This window comes from Hydromonas duriensis (genome assembly GCF_004363775.1).
In the GTDB taxonomy this organism is placed as follows: Bacteria; Pseudomonadota; Gammaproteobacteria; order Burkholderiales; family Burkholderiaceae; genus Hydromonas; species Hydromonas duriensis.
The window spans coordinates 1-19,296 of sequence record NZ_SNZE01000022.1 but is presented as its reverse complement, the minus strand read 5'-3'; the positions used below and the strand labels follow the sequence as shown (position 1 = coordinate 19,296).

Genomic DNA, 19,296 nt, shown 5'->3' with positions numbered 1-19,296 from the left:
TCCTCACACTCCAAGTGTTACTCACAAAGAGCCTACAGCAATAAAAAACAGATTACATCTTAATGATAATTTTTTTGACGAATTATAAAGCACCTGTAGACATCACAAACTGTTTATTGCCATTTTATAAAACTTTCTACTAGCTGTATAACAAATAAATCCAGTCCATAATCCTGTGTAGGGATCCTCAAGTGCGATGATGATTACGGCGCCCCTGCACACCAAAATCACACATGCACCATCACACCCAACGGCAAGTTGAGCATTGACCAGCAAACACCCCTCATGCGCTGCAAAGCAAAGTAAGTTTTTGACTATCGACGCATCAGTGACCCAGACTCTTGATGATGCCATTACCCACTGCCGCGTTTGTTTTAACAATGGCTTTGACGGCATCAAACTGCGCACTGATTAAATCCTCTTCGCGTTTTTGAGCATCCAGCCAAGCTTTACCTGTCACAAACTCACTGGCGCGTGAGACGGTTAAATCTTCAACCGTTTGCAATGGATAACCACGAATAATCGCTATGCCATCGGCCAACTCTTTAATGCTTTGCAAATACTTCGCGCGACTGCTCGCTAAGGCAGGCATCAAACCGAAATCGGGCTGGGGTCTCAATCCCAGCCTCCCTCGGTAAACACACCACACCATCATCGGCATACCAGACATTGAATAGATGCGCACTGACCATCAGCCCTTGCGCAAACTCATCAAGCAACTTATAAAACGTCTCTTCGGGTAAATCTTGTAGTTGAGCACAACGCGCTTTAATCAGTTCCTCAGCACTGCCCTCGTCTTCACCCTCACGAATTTGAGCGGCTGCGGCGGCCATAAACCAAGTCATGGCGGTGGGCTTTTCATGTATCGCACCGCTCATCACCAATCGTTCCATGGCTTCGATGTACTCACCCACCAAAGGCACGACCGTTAAATGCGCCCCATCAAACTCAAACGAGTAAACTGACTGCACCACATCCACTGCTATCGGGTACTGTGAATAGTTGGTTGTATCGGTTGCGGGCCAGTCTTTTTGTTCTTTGGCAGTGATGTAAGCGCAGATAACGGCATAGCGTTCTTGCACCGTCCATTCTGGTATTGGAATGTTGCTGTGCTTGACCATGCGTTTGAGTGCTTCACCAATCCCTGCTTCATTTAAATGCGCAGGTATTTCGCACAGGGCAATAACGTCTTTAATTTTAAGTTCTTGGAGCTCAACTTGTAATCGTGTGGTGCTGAATTTGGGTATGTACATACGTTTGATGGAGTGGTGTTTGGGTTAATTTAAAAATATGAAGGCATGAAGGTGTCCCATTGCGTGAACTTTAGCGTGACCTCTTCTAATGCTTGACCGCTGCGCGACAACTCGTGACTCATTTCGGATAGGCGCATGGTGTATGTTTCGTTGTAATAACTGGATTGCTCAACATTGGTGCCAAATATCACTTTGACATCAAACAAGTATAAAAATGGCACGGCAAATGTACCATCGGATGGTGCGACCGCTGAAGCTCGACCTTTTGCCCAATTTTTAATGGTGCCCCATTGGTCGTCTAGGCATGTCAAACTCATTTCTGTACGTGCTGACGTTTGTAATTTGTCGAGTTCAACTGAGCCAATTGCGACCGCCTCACTGTTAATGGTGATGGGTGTAAATGATAGATTGGTGGTCAATAAATTAAACAGGCTGTGTCGCCCGTCTTTGGCGGTCGGGCTTTGTCCGCTGCGGTCATTGATTTCAAGTACATAAAAGTTTTTGCGGGACAGTGTATAAGCATCTATTTCTTGTACCGTTTGCCACATGTCTTTGAATGATAAGCCGCCAGCGATATTAAGCGCGCCATCGCTCAAATTCACATCGGAACTAAATAAATTCAATCCCATACTGCCAAGCATCTGGTTGAATTGTCCATTCAGCCACGCATCGGCTTGATTGGCTAAAGGTTCCACCACGCCCGCGACTCGACGTGACGCAGCGTGAGCAACTTGACCCAAGGCAGCAGCACCGAGCCGACCCGCTAAACTACTTCCCAGGCGCGCGCCGAACTGCTGGGTCACACCACCCAACACACTGGCACCAACGCTCATGGCGGCGTTGCTGATGCTGGATATAGGGTTATAAATAGACATGGCGTATGTGCAGGTGGGTTCAGACTAGATGCTGGCGCATGGATAATTAAACGCCCATTGCCTGAAGTACTCGTTTCTAAAATTGGTGATGTCGTTTTCAATTTCGGAGGAGCTGCGGCCTGCGGGTTCATGTGACATCATTTTGCTCAGTTCGTGCATGAGGGCGGTTTCTTTTTCACACAAAAGATAAGCCAATGGTTTGATGACTGCCCATTCAGATAAAGTGATGACACACTGCCCATCAATCACTGGATTCGCGCTGTCCACCAATGATTGCAACTGCGCCCAACCGGCATATTCTGTTGTGGCTTCAACAAAAAATCCTGTGATGGCGTGTTCATCTAAGATTGAGGTTAGGCGTGAGGCTAAATATTCTTGAGCCAATTCATTGAGCGTCATCGTTGAACCTCTAAGCGATATTCGGGAAGTAGTGATACGCTATTTGACCCGTGTAGGTGGCCAGCACCCCCCTATTTTCAAAATCAACTTCTAACGGTTCCATCCCAAATATCGTGGCTTTCTTGCAATGCCACACATTGGTGTGATTGGCCACCGTGCCTTGGTAAATTCTAAAATTAAAGTAAGAACGCTTGTCTACGGTGCGCTCGGCTGCAATCGCTTCTAAAAACTGTTTGGCATGACCATGTACGGTTTCTTTAATAGACATCGGGCCTTTAAACATGGTCTTAGCAATTTGTGGCGTAAACGAGGATTGCCCACCAACCATCGGCACTTCTATCACATCTTCAGGGTTGATGATCGGCAGTGGAAATGACTTAATGAGAAACTGCATGTCTTCAAATCCATCTGGAATCATCAAATATTCAGAGGCAATCGCCATTTCACCCAAGGCTTGAGCACCTTGAAAAATTTTGAACTGTTCATTGGTACTTAACATAGTTATCCATTGTTTTAATTGTGTTACTTAAAAAGGCTTTGCATCCCAGCGATCGCGCTGTCAACAAGTTGTCCCATGCTGTTGTTGCGCATGGCTGTAATGTCTCGGCCATCCCATGAGGTGAGGGTGGCTAAGGTAATGGGAACTTCTAAAAACAACTCTCCCATCATGCTGTAGGGTGCATCTAATGGTTTGCTCACCGATTCAATGACAAGCGGTTTATATGTTTCTCCTTTATAGGTGAACGACACAAAATTAGGCGACTGCGACGGCAGCATGGCCAACAATGCCAACTGAAGTTGACTTAAACCTTGCGCCTTACCTTGTTCAATCGCTTGTAGATTGTCGGCGGCAATTTCTGCGGGATAAGCCATGCTCAACAGTTTGGTAAAGGGTTCTGTCACTTCACTTCTTGGGTCTTGATAGGCCCGAAACAATAAACTGGCGGTGATTTTAATGGGGGCATTGCCATTAAACACTTGGCGCGAATTTATTTTGGTGATGCCCGTCCGCCCCATGGCCAGCTTTGCCAAATCACTCGCTTGTTTGGCTGTCGCTTCTGCGGCATCCCCCACAACCGCTACGTCTTTAAGCAAGGTGGCCGCTGAGTCGAGCACTTGCGGAATCACTCCTGATTGCAAGCCTGCCAATAGACCTGCGGACTTGCTCTCTGGCCTCATCTCTTCAAATGGGCTGGTCCAGTTAAAACTGTGCTCCACACTGCCCTCTTTAATCGGTGCTAAAAACCCAGCCCCTAAAACCTCTCCCGATGCGTTACACGGTATAAACTGTGCAATCAAATCGGGATGCAATGAACCCCATTGCGAACTCATGCTGACCGATGCCCCTGCTCGCTCCATCAGCACCGAGACGGTGTTACTCCAAAATGAGGCCAATCTATCTCCCCCCTACAGCCCCATGCTGGCTCGACGGCGCATGGATTTGGCTCGTTTCATGCGAGCCATACCTGAATGCGATTTGCGGTGCATTTTTAATACGGCCATCTTTTGTTTGGCAGATAAACGCACGCGGCCAGAAATGCGTTTGCGCACAATGATTTTGCGTCCATTGCGCACAGCAACGCGTTTGCGATAGGCGGCATCCATGACTGCGGCATCGGAGTCTGCGTCAAATGCAAATTGATTGATGGCGTCTACTTCGGCCTCTTCCCCAGAGGGTAAAACACCAACCAATAATTCTTGAATTCGCTCGGCGGCCTCTTCGTTGCCATCGTTAATAAGGGCATCAACATCTTGGGCATCGGCCCCTTGCTGGGTCAGGTAATCCGCTAACAAGGTGTACAGTGTGTCCAATACGGACAGTTCTTCATCGGTCAAATCCCCGTCTTTGTCTGCATCACAAATCCCAACCAATAAGCCATCCATACGGTCGGCGAGGCTTTCCCCTTCATCAAGTTCAGCCTCCGTGGTTTCTGCCCAAGTGGCGACACTGCTGGCAACCGATAAACGTAGATTACTTAATTCATAAGTTGAGGCCGAATCCAATGCGGCAAATCCAACATTGTCCATGGTCGCCGATGCGGTGGCTTTAACCGTGTTTTGTTTACGTAGGTTGTCGAGTAAATCCATTGTATGATCCTTTCTATACGTGGGTTTAATGGCGCGAATACACTTCGGTTGAAATATTGACCACTCGCACCACGCCGTCAATCGAGAGCATGATGGTGGTGTCAATATGATCGTCAGGGTAGCGTTCACTTGGGGCAACCATAAACGCAAATGATTGACCGTTCAGTTGTGCCGATGGCGTCAACCAGTTGGAGCCATCCATGGCTTGCAACTGTTCATTTGAGAATTTGGTCATTGAGTCAATGGCCGCTTCCATGGGCTTTTGTAATAAACCTTTGCCAAACCGCCCCCACATGTCTTGAACCCAAATCATGATTTCAGAGGCGCTGGCCAATTTAGTGATGCCGTTTTTCTTGGCCCCTGAGAATGAATCTGCCCATACATAACCACTGCCATCATGGTATTCAGAAAATATCGCTGGATTAATCCGTGCTTTGGCCAGCAAGGCCAAATCGGTGTCGTCAAGTTGGTAAATTTGGCTGATGCGTGTGCCCGTGATGAAATAGTCTTTTCCTGCAATGGGTTGATTGAGCTGACTTAAACCAAATCCATTGGTGATGGCGTTACGGGCACAAGCCGCTCCAGCTTTTTGTCCGACCGTGCCAAACACCACATTGCCCGATACACCCGTTGGGTCGTCCCGTCGCAAAGGTGACCAGTTAAAATCAAAGTACATGCCGCCCTGCGCCGAGTAATTGAAATTGCTTAACCAAGCCGCCGCCGCTTCAGGGGAAAGTAAACCAGAGACTTCAATAAACAACTTGCGATTGAAGTCTTGCGCCAAGCTCATCAGTTCACTGACAAGGGTCATATCCGCTGTGGCGGCAATCAAATAACGGTACTTGAGATTGGTTTTACCCAACATGGCAACAGCTTGGCTTTTATTTCTGACAGAGACCACACCCGCATCACTAAAAGCCACAACAGGCACACCATACCGCTGTGCATAGCGTTGGTTCATGATGTTTGGGTCTACGTCAGGATTGGCTTGAATCTGTAACCAATCACCGTAGAATCGATGTGCCACATCGCCTATAAAAATGGAGTTGTTGTTTTCATCTAGCTCACCATCGACGACTGAACCTTCTAACTCATATAACATCGCACCTTCATTGGTGTCGTTGCCTTGACTGTCTTTGTCTCGCTCACGAATGCGCAAGTGCACATGTTGCGGGTTGTTGATGCCTCTTGATACGTCAACATAAACACCCGCATTAATACAGTCCATCATCTGTATCGACAACAGCCAATTACCCGCCAGCGCCAGGTTGGTTGTCACATGAATGGCTTCGGTGTCTGCCGCGATGACAATATGAGCGTTGCTGGCTTCATCGCTGGACAGACGCGACACCACGGCCCCCGCAGCCCCTGCTCGCATGGCTTCATAGAGTTGAATATAGGTTTCATTGCGGGCATCGCGCCGCATCGACTGGGCTTGACCTAAGTAGCGTTGAAGTTTATCTGCCGATACAAAAAATGGGCGGTCGATGCGACCTCGCGTGAAACAACCCACGGTCGCGACGATTTGATCGCCGACCTCCGGCAATATGCGGTCGGTTTTATCAACAGGCATGTTCACTTGCACGCCAGATTGCTGCCCAACCAAACGTCGTTGATAAATGTTTTGCATTAAACGTTGTCCTCTTGACGATGCAAAAATACACCACGCACCTCATCCCAATCACATAACGCGCGTAGCTGAATTAAATTGGCGTTGAACATTTCAAACATGACCGCCGTCTGAAACTGCACGGGGACATGATTGGCATAAGGCGGGAGCATTGCGGCGGTTTGTTGCCCAAGCTCAGGAAACGCCATCATGGAAGGCGTTTGATTGCTTACCGTCCAACCTTGTAATTGCCAAGCCTCTTGCTTCTGGTCCGGTGATGGGGTGTGAGCGAGGGGTTCAATAACTTGAAGTTCGGCTTCGCTGGTGCTGACTTGAGCTTTAACGTCTTTTTTGGATTTTGTGGTCATGGTTTAATTGAAGTTGGTGAGTTGAATACGAGCGGCCCCGCGTGCACTGTCTTGGTGAGGATTGACCCGAGTGGCGAGGGCTTGGAAATAGCCATAACCTTCTTCTTGCGGGTTGCCTGCGGCTAATGGCGTGACGGTGGCTCCCGCCACATCACCAAATATCATTGGGTTTCGTGCAATTTGATCGGAACGACCAATTGCCAGTATCTCAATGGCGTTGTCTGTTTCTTTAATCACGACACCCGCATCGTAATAAACATCCCACAGCCCATACAGTTTGCCAAGGCGATAAATACCATTCGATGACGGCAAACCCGATGGCGTGAATAAGGTGCTGGGCAAGGACATGATGTCGGACTTGCCTTTTTTACCGACGTACAAGACCGAGATGCCAAACCCTTGTGTGCGCTCGACCATATCGGCATCGGCTGCTGCGATCGGAAAAATCGCATCAGACCAAATGTCAGCCCGTGAACGCTGCATTTGACGAGTCACCGCCATAAAATCAAACGTGGTGGTGTAGCCCTTGGCAATGGCGTACATGGCTTTAAGTGATTCCGCATGACGTTCGGCGTTGGACTTGGCTCGCAGTTGGTACATGGCTTCTGTGCCTGCATCAATGCGGGTTTCACTTTGAAACTGAACTTTGGCTTCTTGGGTGAGGCGGTAGTTGCCACTCATGTAGTGCGCCCGAAAATCAAACGAGTAGGCCGCCGTTTGCACCATCGGGCGTTTTTCTTTCATGCTCGCATGTTCATAATTAAGAATAGCCGCCGCTTCTAACACCGCGCCTTTGGGTAAAGCGGGGGTGACCGTCACTGCAATTTCGCCCGTGAGCGGTGTGGCATAACCTGTAATGGCATAGTTGATGCCATTGGCAAGGGTGATATTGCCTAACAGCGAAGCTTTGGCCACATTATTGGCGGCATTCATGACAGTCCCCCCTGCGGGGACGCCATCAATAAACACATCGACTCCAGAGGCGTATATGGGGGCGCCCGTTTTGTCTGAGTCGCTGTAGCGAAATAAGCCTTTGCCATCGACATCAAGAGTGATGCGACGGGTGCTGCTCATAAACGGTTTGTTGATGTTCATACCGTCCATGTTTTCACCGGCCATATAAGCCCCGCTGGTGCTGGCCGCTTCATGTTTGACAATAATCAGCTTGCCTTGTAAACCATCACCCATTGGGATGTAGCCTGCAAACGGTACCGCTCCAACAATCGATTGGTACACCGCGACTTGCGCACGATTTGACTGCATTGGTGAGCCTGACGCCGTCGAGGTCGCATCGTCGTATGTGGCTAAAATGCCAGATTTGGTGCGATGTTCTTGCGAAACCACATTCAAAGAGGTGCGCAAGGCATTCTCAATCACATCGCCCGTCGGCACTCGACCATGCGCTTTGGTGAAGGCGTCAATCCCGTCCATGGTGGCTTTATATACGGACTCTTTACCCGAGTGGGTTTGACCTCCAACTTGAAAATCAGGAATCAAGCCACCGAGCTCGAGCAATACCTCAGGCATATCAGCCCGCGCAGCCCCGATGGCGTCGTCAAATGTGGCGCCGTCAGCACGGGCTGCGGTCACCACCTCCACAAACTCAGCACAAGCGGCTTGCTGCGGATAGGTGCGGTCTATCATGTGAACCTCCTTCAATGAATTTTGAGCGCAGACAATATGCAGCGCTATTAAGATTCATTGTGCAGCACAAATTTAAGCGTTCTGTTAGGGGTTCCGACAGACCAAACATGAATATTTTGACGAATCAAATCAAGACATAGATACAAAAAACCCCGCATTAAACTTCAATGCGGGGCTTGTCATTGTTGTGAACGACGGGCAAATCGTATCACGCTTGTTTGATTGATGTGTTGAGCTTAAGCATTTATGTTATTTTGAAGCCGATCACGTCATTGATGTTCAGGCCGTTGTAATGAAACTGGCTTCGTGGGCGTCATCACCCAATACGTATGTCTCTCCTGTCTCGTTGTCTAAAATATGCTCGCGCGCCTCTAAAAAACAATGATCAAGAAACCAATCCCGAAAAGCAAATGCCGCATAGACCGTCGCTTGTTCTGATTCGGGGATGGTATAAGCGAACACCATGGCGGGCGATTCGACCTCGCCATTGATAAAAAAACCACGTCGCTTGAGTATATTTTTAACCGCCCACCAATACAAGCCCAATTGCAAATACGCATATTTTTCTGATTGAATGATGGTGTGCGCAATGACAAAAATCTCATCGTCATAACGTTGCCCTGGATGTATGGACTCAAACACCTGTTTCGCTGTGTGATACGCTTTTAATGTTTCTGCTGCGTGTGGCATAAAATTCCATTGCTTCATGACTTAACCTCGTGTGCGGTAATCCCCGCGTTGTTCAATGTTGTATTGTATTGTGCTAATAGATATTCCCACAATCGCTTGTCCATTACCCATGAGTTGACAGGGACATCGCCCTGCTTGCTCACTTGCCGATGCACGTCAAGGTCACGTGACTTACCCAACCGATCCACCCATGCAATCGCCAACTGTAAATCTTTAGCAACCTGTCGTATATCACAAATTTTAGCGGGTCTTTGCTGACGTGCCGTGAACAAACCCAAAGTGTTACCCACCAAATAAACGTAGGTATTGCTTAACGGCTGGGCGGGTTCGTTCTGAACCTTGGCAGGCATCCCCTTGTCGGGCTCTGCCTCAGAAGATGCTGGCTTGGTACTCAAAGCCGCTTGCGCTCGTTTCTCCACCAATGCTTCAATCTCTGAAATCAAGCCTTGTTCAGTCAATGCCTGACGCATTCCACCAAATTTAGCTCGTAAAGCACTCTCTTGATCGGTGATGCCTTGATTCACTAGGTAGTCAATGATGTGGTCAGTGACGCTCCCCAAGTAGTTATATGATGTCACCGAAAGCTGTTGCTCGGTCACATATTTATCCCATTCGGATAAGCTATAACCTTGTCGAAGCGCGCATTTAAGAAACTCACGTGCCGCTCCAAGTGGTTCAATCAGCCATGTGTTCAAATTAAAATACTGCGCATCTTTTTTTGTGAGTTGCACGCGATGTGCACACGCAAATTCTAGCAATGCAGCCAACAAAGCCAAATCATTATCTGGTTTGAGCTTTCGACGGGTAATGGCCACATCATCGACCAAAACTCGTCCTTCAAGATAATTCACCCCCTGTGTGTTGTGCACCCCCATAACGGCCTCAATCAATGGGGAACGACTCGTCGTGTCACACAACAAAAATGGCATGGCACTGTCAACCAACATCGTTCGCTCTGGCTCAACCACAATTTTAACGGCACGTCCCAACGAGCCTGCAACCTGCGGGCATAATGTTTGCAGCGACACATCGTCGATGCCCTCTTCCCAGTTGCGTGCTTCAAGTCGTTCTCGCTCATAGGCAGCCAATACAGATATGGCACCTGCATACCCACCATCATTAGGAGTGAGCACTTGGCATTCTTGTTTAAATGTGTCTGTTGTCATCATTTGACGATGGGCTGAATGGTGTCCATAATATTTAATGTATGTGCTGTCCACACTTTCGACGACCCCGTAATATGCGTCCGTTTGGGCTTGATTGACAAACACCACACCCTTACGCACCAATTTATCCCCCTGCTGCAAAGCCTCACCATCAAACCAAGCTTGTATGTCATCCACCATTAAGTTGACTTGCTCGCCCAATGCGGTGGTTTTTTTAAGGGCATCGGCCATAATGGCTTCGTGTTGCGCCACCGTATCGGCCCATTCGTCATAAAGCGCGCCCTGTTCAAGTGATTTGTCTTGGCTCAGTTTGTCATAGCTGCGCTTAAATGCCCACTGTTGCGTTTCGACACTCGCAACCCCTCGTTGCGTCACTGTCGCAACGGCCCCTTCTCGAATCAGTTGTTCATAGCTGCCTAAATTCGCATCAATCAAAGCCCTTTGTTGTTCAAATACCGCCAATGCGTTGTTTAAGCGTTTTTGAATACGTGCCACCAGCTTGTCGTCTGGCTGCTCTTTGGCCTGCGCCTTCTCGAGCTTTAATCGCTCTGCCTCAACCTGTTGGTTCTGCACATAAGCTTGTTTGAGCTTATTTAAAGCGTAATCTTTAAACGAGCCCAAGGCTTTAATCTCCGATTGACTGACCTGATAGACGCGTGCATTGCCATCTATTGTCTTAAAGATGGATTGACGCGCCATGGTTTGCTTTTGTTGCAACATATCTGCTTTGGCCTTGGCCATCGCCTCTTCATCTCCAACAAAACCAGCCAGCGTTTCCATGTCTTCTTTAGACAAAGCGCCTTCAATCGCAACCCGCTCTCCCGTTCCACGCAACAAATCCATAATCCAATTGGACTTGGTGCCCACCAATTGTTGTTTGTATTCGTCAAACGTACCGTTGGCGTGATAGTGATACACCGAGACCATATCGACGTAGTTGCCTTGGCGCAAGACCCGACCATCCCGCTGTTGCAAACTGTCAGGCGTCCAACCCGTGGTTAAATGGTGAACCGCTTGTGAGCCCTTTTGTAAATTGATGCCCACCTCGGCTTTTTTATTGGCAATGACAATTTCATAACGATTGTCTTGGGCTTCGCCATTAAAACCGTCTTGTATGTCCTGCATCAAACCAGCATCGTCAATTTCGACGGCATTGACAATGCTGATTTTTTGCGCTGGCACTTGGGCAAACTGGGTCAATGCCAATTTGATTTTTTTGTGCATCCCCAGTAAATCACAAAAAATCATTTGTTTGCATTTATGGCCTACCGCTTTGGGATTGGCTCGCTCCAAATTGACGTTGGCCATCAAGGCCGATAGTTTGGCCGATAATGTGACCCCCAGTGATAAACCGTGCTTATCGGCTATTGCTAAAAATTTGGCTTGTGTTTCATATTCATCGGTATCAATCACAATCTGTTGTTGTTCAAGCCAAGCCGTGACCCGAATGACACAGTATTCAACCCACTGTTCATCGGCATTTTGTTTGTTTTTGGTGCTCAATACCGCTTCATCTGGCGTGTAGGGTGAGGCCCGACTGCGCTCTTCTTTGTAGGCTTTGCTGTTGAATTCATCAATAACCTTCTTCGCCAGGGCTTTGTCCGTAAATGTGTATCGGGTCACTTCGTCGTGCATGTCTGGATCAAGCACCGCACGACTGACTCTGTTAATAAAATGAAAGGCCGAAGCTTCTAATGCCGTTTGTTTATCAACAGTCGCGCCAGCGCTGCGAGATCGTGCCACTATTTTTTTGGCAGTTTGATTGGCTTGAATCGCTTGTTTTAACGTGTCTTTAATCTCGTCGGGCATTTCAATGTTTTGGTTGTAGACCGATACATCAGGGAGTTTAACCAAATCAGCCACATCGGCATCTTGTGCCGTTTTAACGGTGGCAATATCACTGAATATTTTGCGTAACAAGGTGGCATTTTTTAACCCCACAAATGCGGTTCGACTCACCGTCTCATTATGAATATTCAGAAACGCTTTAGGCCGCACATCGCAAAATGCGTCTAAAAACCCACTCGAACTTTTAATTCCACCAAGCATTTTTTGCAGTCGTTCTTCACCATGCGCCAATACCAACATCGAATAAATTTCCAACGGACTGTTGGTCACGGGCGTAGCCGTCAAAGCCAAAACCCCATCCATCTTAGGCTTGTTTTTGTCTCGAATGTACCAAGCCTTGGCTTGGGCATTCATACCCCGTGATGACGTGTCGGGCAGCGATAAAAACTGCACCGATTCGCCCGAGCCCATCGCGCCTTTCCGTGAATTCTTAAATACATGGGCTTCATCCATCACCAATGAATCAACACCCATGCTTTCTAAATACGGAATGGATTTGTCCATTTTAGCGGTGACATCGTTGCGCACACTCAGTTGAGCATGTTCGGCACTGTTCTTTGCTTTCTCAGTGTTGTCGACCATGTCGTAAATGTCTTCAACTTCAGGCAAGTACTCATTGATGTAACGATCGAGCGTCTGGTTTTGCAGCGGGATTTTTTCAAAGGCTTCTAATGTGAGGTATATCTTACGGTAACGGTTGTCCGTCAACAAAGCCAAGTCAGCCGCATAATCACTGGATTTAACCGTATTTTGTCCCGCCTTATCTGTCCGTAAACCGATAAATAAACAATCGTCTGTATGGGTATAGGCTTGCTTGACCTCTTTATACCAATTGCTCAAGGTGGTGTTGGGCACCAAAAACAAGGTTTTCTTTTTAGCGCCGATATTGTGTAGGTGTTTAACCGTGGCCAGTGCTGTGAGTGTTTTACCCAAACCCACGTCATAGGCGAGAATGCCCCCCATGTCTCGCACTTGTTGACGCACATAGTCGGCTTGATATTGATGCGGCTTAATCGCATCACTCATGCCTTCTATATGTAAAGCCCCTGTGCCTTCTGCTTGTTTGAAGCGCATGGTCTCTGGCGTGTTGATGCGTGCATCCATGCGACTCATAAATGATTTGTTGGAGTGCACGTAAGCATCAAATTTAAGATTGGCATCTTGAATCAAGCGCGCCAGTTCATCACGAATGGCCACATTGCTCTCTTCATCTTTGGTGCCACTGGAAAACGAACCACTGTTTAAATACACCGCCAAGCGCGCTTTACCATAATGCTGAATGGATTTATGGGTCTCGCTCGCAGGCGGGGCGTATTCAAATTTAACCGCAACATCTCCCGTGTTACGCACAATCTCGTTTTTGTCATCATCTCGCAATGTTTTAAGGCGGTAATGAGGGCTGACAAATTGCTGTAAAAAAGCCAATACCTGTTCAGGGTCAACATACGGCGATTGAATGTCAAAGGTCATGGCACTCACATCCGACTTGACCAATCGCGTGTGCACTTGCGTCTGTTGTGTCAACAGTTTGCTTTTAAGTTTCTCGTCCGTGATTTGACTCAAATCCACTTGTGTCCGTGCTTCAAACTCGGCCAAGGTGCCACTATAGTAATCATCTTCAGCCAATACGCGTGTACCATCGGCACTCAAACACCATGCACTGTCCTGATACACGTCAATTTCAGGCATGATGGCTTTAAAGTCATCGAGCAAGACACCATCGGTATGCGTGCCCCCCTGCTGATACAGCAGTCGCTCATAGTTTTGTAATGCCGAAAAATCACTGGCTTTAATATCGACTTCAGCCACCACCACACCTCGCCAAAACGGCGTAAATTGCGCAGTTTTTCGGTCATAGACGGTGCGGTGCATCGACTTGAGTGCCGCTTTCGCGTCTGTCGTTAAACCCGCTAACACGGCATCGTAACTTGTCCTGTGGCTGCTTTGAATCGCCCCAGCCAGTTTGGGATAGGCCGTTAAATAATTGAATCCAGCCACGTCAGCGTGTAATTCTTTGGCTTCAATATAAGCCAAGACCGTCACCATCAACGCCAATTCGCTCGATTGTTCGGTGTGTTGTAAGGGTTGGCGCAACCACTCCGGCACGCTGTCATAATGACCAACAGCGCGACAAGCTGCATAACCATCGAGTAGGTGCTGCAACGCCGTGCCCTCTTCAAGCAATGACAACGCACTGTCATACTGTGCCATGCTATCTATTAAAGCGCTTGTTGCACCCGTGTCATCATTGACCACAGGTCGAAAGTCAACCCCATTAAACACCATGGTTTGCCCATTCATGATGCGAACATCACCCTCTTGATAAACAATGGCCCCACCTATTTGCGTACCCAACATGTCCCAGTCAATTTTAGAGCCGCCAAACTTGCGCATGGCTTTGGCAATCTCAGGCAAACTGGCATCGGACACAAGCTTCTCGACATCCTTGCCATAACGATCCTGTGCAGTGACGGATGCCCCCAACTTAAAGTGCGCCCCATCCGTTTCAAAATATCGACCACGGATGAAATTGTCGTTTAAGACCCGACAATCTCGCAGTCGCGCAGGGTCGGTATCGCATAAATCAGCAATGATGTTCAGTGCTTCTTTGGGATGTTTTTTAAAAACCATCACATCGGTGACAACATCCGCACCCGCACTGTCAAATAGCTTATTGGGTAAGCGGTAAGCCCCTAAAAACTCAGCTTTACAAGACGCTTGAATGCGCGTTCGCTCCAATGCTCGCCCTGTGATGAATTTAGTGCCACTCATGAACACCGCTAAACCGTTGGGGCGTAGCTTGTCTAATGAGCGTAAAATGAAATAGCCTTCTAAACTTTCGTTTTGATAGCGCGGATCGTCCTTTTTATTTTTGCCTCGGGCTTTGTTGTCACCAAAAGGCACGTTGCTGATGACGGCATCATAGGTCTCGTCATCGGTGCTGTTGGCCACACGTTCAAAGTTGCTCACATCCACCCGATGGGTGTCACTGCCAAACAATATTTTGTTAATGCCGCCCGATACAGCATCGAGTTCAACCGAGTGTATGGTCACCCCATGCGCTGGTGCTGTGGCACTAAAAATCCCCGTCCCTGCACAGGGGTCAAGCACTGCACCCCCTGTAAAACCAGAGGCTTTGAGCAAGTCCCACATGCCTTGCGCAATCGGCTTGGGGGTGTAATATTCAAACTGACTGCCTTTCATCCCGCCTTCACGTACCATTCCGCCACCATTGCCCGAATACAAAGACAAGGTTTGTCTGTCGCTCGCGGTCAAAGCATCAAGAGCAATCTGCCCCTGTTGAATCTGTTTGAGTAAATCAACGGCCTGATCGTTGCGTTTTTGTCGCAAGGCAGGCGAAACGTGCTCACCATCATAAGCAAACATATCCATTGCAGGTGATGCCTGCTTAGGCGCATTTAGAACACCCCCTAATTTTTTGACCAGAGACAAAATGTCTTGAGTGCAGGCTATTTTATCCAGTACTTGAGCCGGACCGAATGTGGGCAATTGAGTCGATTGGCTCAACAGTTGTTGGGTGAGGTTAATTTTTTCAAGCGGGGAGATACCTTCACTCGGCTCCATCTTGTCAAAAACAGCTTCTTTGGCCGACACGATAAAATCGTCTTCTAGTAACTTGAGCGCCTCACGTAAAGATTGAGCATGTTCAAGACAAGTCTTCGCCTGAAGAATATCCCCCTGCTTTAAATAGATGGGTGCATTGGTTTGGGCAATGTCCTTTGCCTGCTCTAATGTCGCAACCGCACCATCCAAATACGCTGGCGCATTATCAAATAAAGCCACATCCACATAGTGAGATGCAGTGCGCAACGCCTGCTCAATCAATCCCATAATCTGCGTCCTTATATTCTTAAAGTAATTCGCTCACCACCACCAACAAGCCATACTGACCATTGACATAACGCATCAGGTCATCACCTCTGTATTGTGTTTGGTCAACCATCCGACCATCGTCGCCAACGACACCCAAACGCAACATGGTGTCCAAATAGGTCATGGCCGATTCATGCCCAGACACATGACGCCCTTGATCATCAAAACGCACATACACCACACCCGTCGGCGTGTATACGCTGTATTGCTCTTGGTAACACTCAAAATCCAGCCCGTCATCACTCATGGGTTAATTTCCATAGAAGGCGTTTGAGCACGGTCTCATCACCCGATACCGTATGAACGCTAGACCAACTGTGAACGTCTTGACCATTGACCGCAACAAATCCCTTGAGCCACTTGGCGTTGCACCGGTCTTTAAACACACCCGAATAAATCAACCAGTGCCGATACTGGCCATACCATTTGGCGGTGCTGCCTTTTTTACTTTCCCAACGCACAAACTTTCTGCACATGTCTCGGTCTTGTGCTTCAGGTAAAGCTTGCTCTTCGCTGATGGCGTCATCTATAAATATCGTGGCGGCAATCATTTGGTCTTGCGCGTTTTGTTCTGCCTGTTTCGCGTCAGCCGTCGCTTGCTTTTTAGCCATTCGCGCCTGACTGATGGCCCGATTAAATTGACTGAGCTCGCTCATCTCACTGGTGATGTATCCCGCAACCAAATCAAACATCTCTCGGTCTTTAATCATTAAGCGCTGCGCCCGTTCAGCATCCGATAAATGCTCCATCGCAACCGAAAACACTTCAGTGCTTTGATTGCGATAGCGTTTACCGACGTAAGGATGTATCCAAGAGTCTTTATAAGCCACTTCATCACGACCAAAACAATGACTACCCGTGAGTAGGTTTAATGAGTAAAGTTGTTCAGATTCACGTCGCCTCACCAAAAATTCATTGGCCAGTACACTGGCCACTGGGTCTCGCTCTAGTTGGTGCCCAAGTTCATGAAACAGTGATTTGCGCGAGAATGAACGCCCCATAAATACTTCGTGCGCATCATCACCAAACACATCACGGGTATTGGCTCGCGCATCGCCTTCACTCTTGAGCACCACTTTGCCCAGCTTACCGCCCGTAAGGCGATAAAAATCAGCCAAGTCTTGCCGAACGTCCGTGCGGTAGCCATCACGCTTGAGGCGACTCAAAGCCGATGATTCAATGTGTGTGTTGTGCTCAACCCAAGCATTCGCTTGTTCTTGACTGATACTTGACCATTCATTGAGCTTGGCTATCGCAGCCGCACCCGCTTCATACTTCTGGGCCAGCAGGGACTTGATCTGCGCCACCTTATCGGCGGTCTGCTCACGACAAAACTCTTGATATAACGCATCGGCTTTATTCTTTGCCTTGGTAAACGCTGCATTTAAACGTTGACGCTCTTTTTGATGGTCATGGTAATACTGTCGTTGTTCAATATAGCTTTCAGGTACAGCGGCTCTAAACGCATCCATCGCTTCACGTATGGCCGGTAAACCCACTTTAACCGTGGCCGCTTCATAAGCAGTAACGGCCGATTCGGTATATTTAAATGCTCGGACTTCTTTAACAAGCCCCTCCACCACAGCATCAAGCGAGCCGTCTGGCTCTGGAATATCGGCTGCAAAAGCCCCTTGTCGTTTATCCATATAAAAATCAAACAAACCCAATGGCACCGACGCGGTCTGCTCAACCGATGGCAAAGGCGTATGAAATTTGTCTTGATGAATCTTAGAGGCGATGCGAATGTGATCAGGTGTGTGATGGTTGGCGTCCAAATACGCCTGCAAAGCCGTTTGTAATGCAGTCACGTCATTCGGGTTGAGTAAGGCCTCTTGCATGAGCGCTGGCACAGAGCGCGTCTGTCCTCGCTCCAACTGAGTGATCAAATCCAAGACCTCGTGAGTCAGAGCGATTTTATCCAATACACCTGCTTGCCCCAGTTGAGCCACTATGGCATTTAAACGTGAGACTTGACTTAACTTTGAGACCGTATCAGCCGTGCTCATCAGTGCCCCAACGCCTGCTTGGCCTGTGCCATCGCCATGGCCGCATAAACATCAACCGCCTGATTAAACAATTGGGTCAACCCCTCATCACCCACCGTCTGCTCATGCAGCGCAGTTAATTTTTGTGCAAAATCACTCGCGGTCATGTCTTGCTTCCCATCAATCACCGATTGTAAAAACTCAGCCGTGGCATTGTCGGTCGTGGGCGGGGTTTCAGGGGGAACGACTGTGGGGGCTGGTGTTGTTTCAGGTGCAGGTTCAGGAGTAGGGGCACTGCCCGCAAGCACCAACTCTTTTGCTGCGATTTTGTGTGAGAGCCGTGCGACGTTTTCTTCAAAGTGCGTGCTGTTGCCGTTAAACACCGCCACCACTTCCATACGATCGGTGTACTTGTCATTGGCTTGGTAATTTGTAAAGCGCAGGTTTTGATAATAGCCAGAACCATCCATCCGTGCCAAATCATACAGTTGACCTTCAACTAAAAAGGCTTTGACATCATCTGGAATGTGCTCGTTAACATCAAATCGCTCCGTAACGGTATAACCCAAGAGCTTGAGCTTGTCTCGTGCAGGATAGGCATAGTCGGTGGCATAAATATGGTGAACATTTAAACTGGATTGCCCTAAATCTCGGCCAATCGAGAACAGTTCCGCTTGTGCCGCATTGACTGCTGATTTTTTGCCAGTTTGAATAAATCGGTTGGCCACCACCGTTCCCGTGTCATCATCGACCAACACCAACAACACCGCTTTGGCATACCCACCCAATACCTCTTTATTTAGGGTGTCTACCGCATCCGCCATGTCCACTGTTTTAGGCGTGATGGAATAAGGCAAGTTAGACCCACCAGACGTGGGCGTATTCGCGCCTGCGCGCTTGCTCTCCAATTGCAACAATAAGTCATTGAGCGTCGCTTCTTTAGTGGCGACCTGCGCTTCTAAATCGGCAATCTGCTTCATTCGCACTTGTCGATTGGCATTGGCTTTGGTGAATCGAGCCGAGTTTTTTTCAACCAACGCCATGATGCGAGCAGCCACTTGCGACAACGCCAAATCTTTTCCATTTTCTTTGGCCACCACAATGGTGATGTCTTTGCGATTGAGCAACCATTTCCATGACACCAGTACATCATCACCCTGTAGCTGATTGGGTTTAACATCTGGATTGTGTAAATACACACTGATGGTTTGGCCGTCACTCATTTCAAATAGCATGACCATTTGCGTTGAACCATTTTGTTTAAAGGGTTGACTGACCGTCACACCGTTGTCCGTCAAAGTGACCCCTTGTGAGGCTCGACTCAGTGCCATACCCAATTGCTTGGCCTTATTTTCTATTTTGGCCGCATTGACTATCAAAGCTGTTGCTGCTCGTTCAAAACTGACCATTTAAAGGCATAAATTTGCGTTCAAAATTGACCAGGTAATCCAAGTATTCTGCTTATTTTATAAGCAGG

The 19,296-nt window shown here is 48.1% G+C and carries 15 protein-coding genes; all 15 read right to left on the bottom strand.

Annotated features, from left to right (window positions below; all coding sequences use genetic code 11):
- Positions 1–325: 325 nt before the first annotated feature.
- The 15 genes from DFR44_RS08985 to DFR44_RS08915 all read right to left on the bottom strand — a co-directional run bounded on the left by DFR44_RS08985 (position 326) and on the right by DFR44_RS08915 (position 19,228).
- Entirely contained in the window at positions 326–559 is a 234-nt protein-coding gene (locus DFR44_RS08985; protein ID WP_133621231.1) for a hypothetical protein, read from the bottom strand.
- Positions 546–1,253, bottom strand: a complete 708-nt coding sequence (locus DFR44_RS08980) for a hypothetical protein (protein WP_133621229.1) — start codon at positions 1,251–1,253, stop codon at positions 546–548. The genes DFR44_RS08985 and DFR44_RS08980 overlap by 14 nt, the downstream gene beginning before the upstream one ends.
- Positions 1,254–1,282: 29 nt before the next feature.
- Positions 1,283–2,128 (bottom strand): hypothetical protein, encoded by an 846-nt coding sequence (locus DFR44_RS08975; protein ID WP_133621227.1) that lies wholly within the window; start codon positions 2,126–2,128, stop codon positions 1,283–1,285.
- 24 nt (positions 2,129–2,152) lie between these two features.
- Positions 2,153–2,527, bottom strand: coding sequence for a hypothetical protein (locus DFR44_RS08970; RefSeq protein ID WP_133621225.1), 375 nt, complete (start codon positions 2,525–2,527; stop codon positions 2,153–2,155).
- Between the two features lie 10 nt (positions 2,528–2,537).
- Positions 2,538–3,026: a hypothetical protein gene (locus DFR44_RS08965; RefSeq protein ID WP_133621223.1), complete on the bottom strand. Its 489-nt coding sequence runs from the start codon at positions 3,024–3,026 to the stop codon at positions 2,538–2,540.
- A gap of 23 nt (positions 3,027–3,049) precedes the next feature.
- A complete protein-coding gene (locus DFR44_RS08960; RefSeq protein WP_133621221.1) occupies positions 3,050–3,922 on the bottom strand; it encodes a hypothetical protein in 873 nt (290 codons plus the stop codon).
- A gap of 12 nt (positions 3,923–3,934) precedes the next feature.
- Positions 3,935–4,615 carry a 50S ribosomal protein L34 gene (locus DFR44_RS08955; protein WP_133621219.1) on the bottom strand — a complete coding sequence of 227 codons (681 nt, stop codon included), beginning with the start codon at positions 4,613–4,615 and terminating at the stop codon, positions 3,935–3,937.
- A 25-nt stretch (positions 4,616–4,640) separates the two neighbouring features.
- Positions 4,641–6,245, bottom strand: a complete 1,605-nt coding sequence (locus DFR44_RS08950) for a hypothetical protein (protein ID WP_133621217.1) — start codon at positions 6,243–6,245, stop codon at positions 4,641–4,643.
- Positions 6,245–6,592, bottom strand: a complete 348-nt coding sequence (locus DFR44_RS08945) for a hypothetical protein (RefSeq protein WP_133621215.1) — start codon at positions 6,590–6,592, stop codon at positions 6,245–6,247. Before DFR44_RS08945 ends, DFR44_RS08950 begins: the two co-directional genes overlap by 1 nt.
- Positions 6,593–6,595: 3 nt before the next feature.
- Entirely contained in the window at positions 6,596–8,236 is a 1,641-nt protein-coding gene (locus DFR44_RS08940) for a hypothetical protein (RefSeq protein WP_133621213.1), read from the bottom strand.
- A gap of 279 nt (positions 8,237–8,515) precedes the next feature.
- Entirely contained in the window at positions 8,516–8,944 is a 429-nt protein-coding gene (locus DFR44_RS08935) for a hypothetical protein (RefSeq protein ID WP_133621211.1), read from the bottom strand.
- The gene (locus tag DFR44_RS08930) at positions 8,941–15,792 is read right to left on the bottom strand and encodes an SNF2-related protein (protein WP_133621209.1); all 6,852 of its coding nucleotides are present in this window, start codon (positions 15,790–15,792) and stop codon (positions 8,941–8,943) included. The genes DFR44_RS08935 and DFR44_RS08930 overlap by 4 nt, the downstream gene beginning before the upstream one ends.
- A 19-nt stretch (positions 15,793–15,811) precedes the next feature.
- Positions 15,812–16,081, bottom strand: coding sequence for a hypothetical protein (locus DFR44_RS08925; RefSeq protein ID WP_133621207.1), 270 nt, complete (start codon positions 16,079–16,081; stop codon positions 15,812–15,814).
- Positions 16,074–17,840 (bottom strand): hypothetical protein, encoded by a 1,767-nt coding sequence (locus DFR44_RS08920; RefSeq protein ID WP_133621205.1) that lies wholly within the window; start codon positions 17,838–17,840, stop codon positions 16,074–16,076. Before DFR44_RS08920 ends, DFR44_RS08925 begins: the two co-directional genes overlap by 8 nt.
- Positions 17,840–19,228, bottom strand: a complete 1,389-nt coding sequence (locus DFR44_RS08915) for a defense against restriction DarA-related protein (protein ID WP_133621203.1) — start codon at positions 19,226–19,228, stop codon at positions 17,840–17,842. Before DFR44_RS08915 ends, DFR44_RS08920 begins: the two co-directional genes overlap by 1 nt.
- Between the last annotated feature and the right edge of the window lie 68 nt (positions 19,229–19,296).

Excerpts from the sequence above, each read along its gene's own strand:
- DFR44_RS08915 (WP_133621203.1), bottom strand. The coding sequence starts at position 19,228 with ATGGTCAGTTTTGAACGAGCAGCAACAGCTTTGATAGTCAATGCGGCC.
- DFR44_RS08950 (WP_133621217.1), bottom strand. The coding sequence starts at position 6,245 with ATGCAAAACATTTATCAACGACGTTTGGTTGGGCAGCAATCTGGCGTG.
- DFR44_RS08980 (WP_133621229.1), bottom strand. The coding sequence starts at position 1,253 with ATGTACATACCCAAATTCAGCACCACACGATTACAAGTTGAGCTCCAA.
- DFR44_RS08940 (WP_133621213.1), bottom strand. The coding sequence starts at position 8,236 with ATGATAGACCGCACCTATCCGCAGCAAGCCGCTTGTGCTGAGTTTGTG.
- DFR44_RS08925 (WP_133621207.1), bottom strand. The coding sequence starts at position 16,081 with ATGAGTGATGACGGGCTGGATTTTGAGTGTTACCAAGAGCAATACAGC.
- DFR44_RS08930 (WP_133621209.1), bottom strand. The coding sequence starts at position 15,792 with ATGGGATTGATTGAGCAGGCGTTGCGCACTGCATCTCACTATGTGGAT.
- DFR44_RS08945 (WP_133621215.1), bottom strand. The coding sequence starts at position 6,592 with ATGACCACAAAATCCAAAAAAGACGTTAAAGCTCAAGTCAGCACCAGC.
- DFR44_RS08965 (WP_133621223.1), bottom strand. The coding sequence starts at position 3,026 with ATGTTAAGTACCAATGAACAGTTCAAAATTTTTCAAGGTGCTCAAGCC.
- DFR44_RS08920 (WP_133621205.1), bottom strand. The coding sequence starts at position 17,840 with ATGAGCACGGCTGATACGGTCTCAAAGTTAAGTCAAGTCTCACGTTTA.
- DFR44_RS08955 (WP_133621219.1), bottom strand. The coding sequence starts at position 4,615 with ATGGATTTACTCGACAACCTACGTAAACAAAACACGGTTAAAGCCACC.
- DFR44_RS08935 (WP_133621211.1), bottom strand. The coding sequence starts at position 8,944 with ATGAAGCAATGGAATTTTATGCCACACGCAGCAGAAACATTAAAAGCG.
- DFR44_RS08975 (WP_133621227.1), bottom strand. The coding sequence starts at position 2,128 with ATGTCTATTTATAACCCTATATCCAGCATCAGCAACGCCGCCATGAGC.
- DFR44_RS08970 (WP_133621225.1), bottom strand. The coding sequence starts at position 2,527 with ATGACGCTCAATGAATTGGCTCAAGAATATTTAGCCTCACGCCTAACC.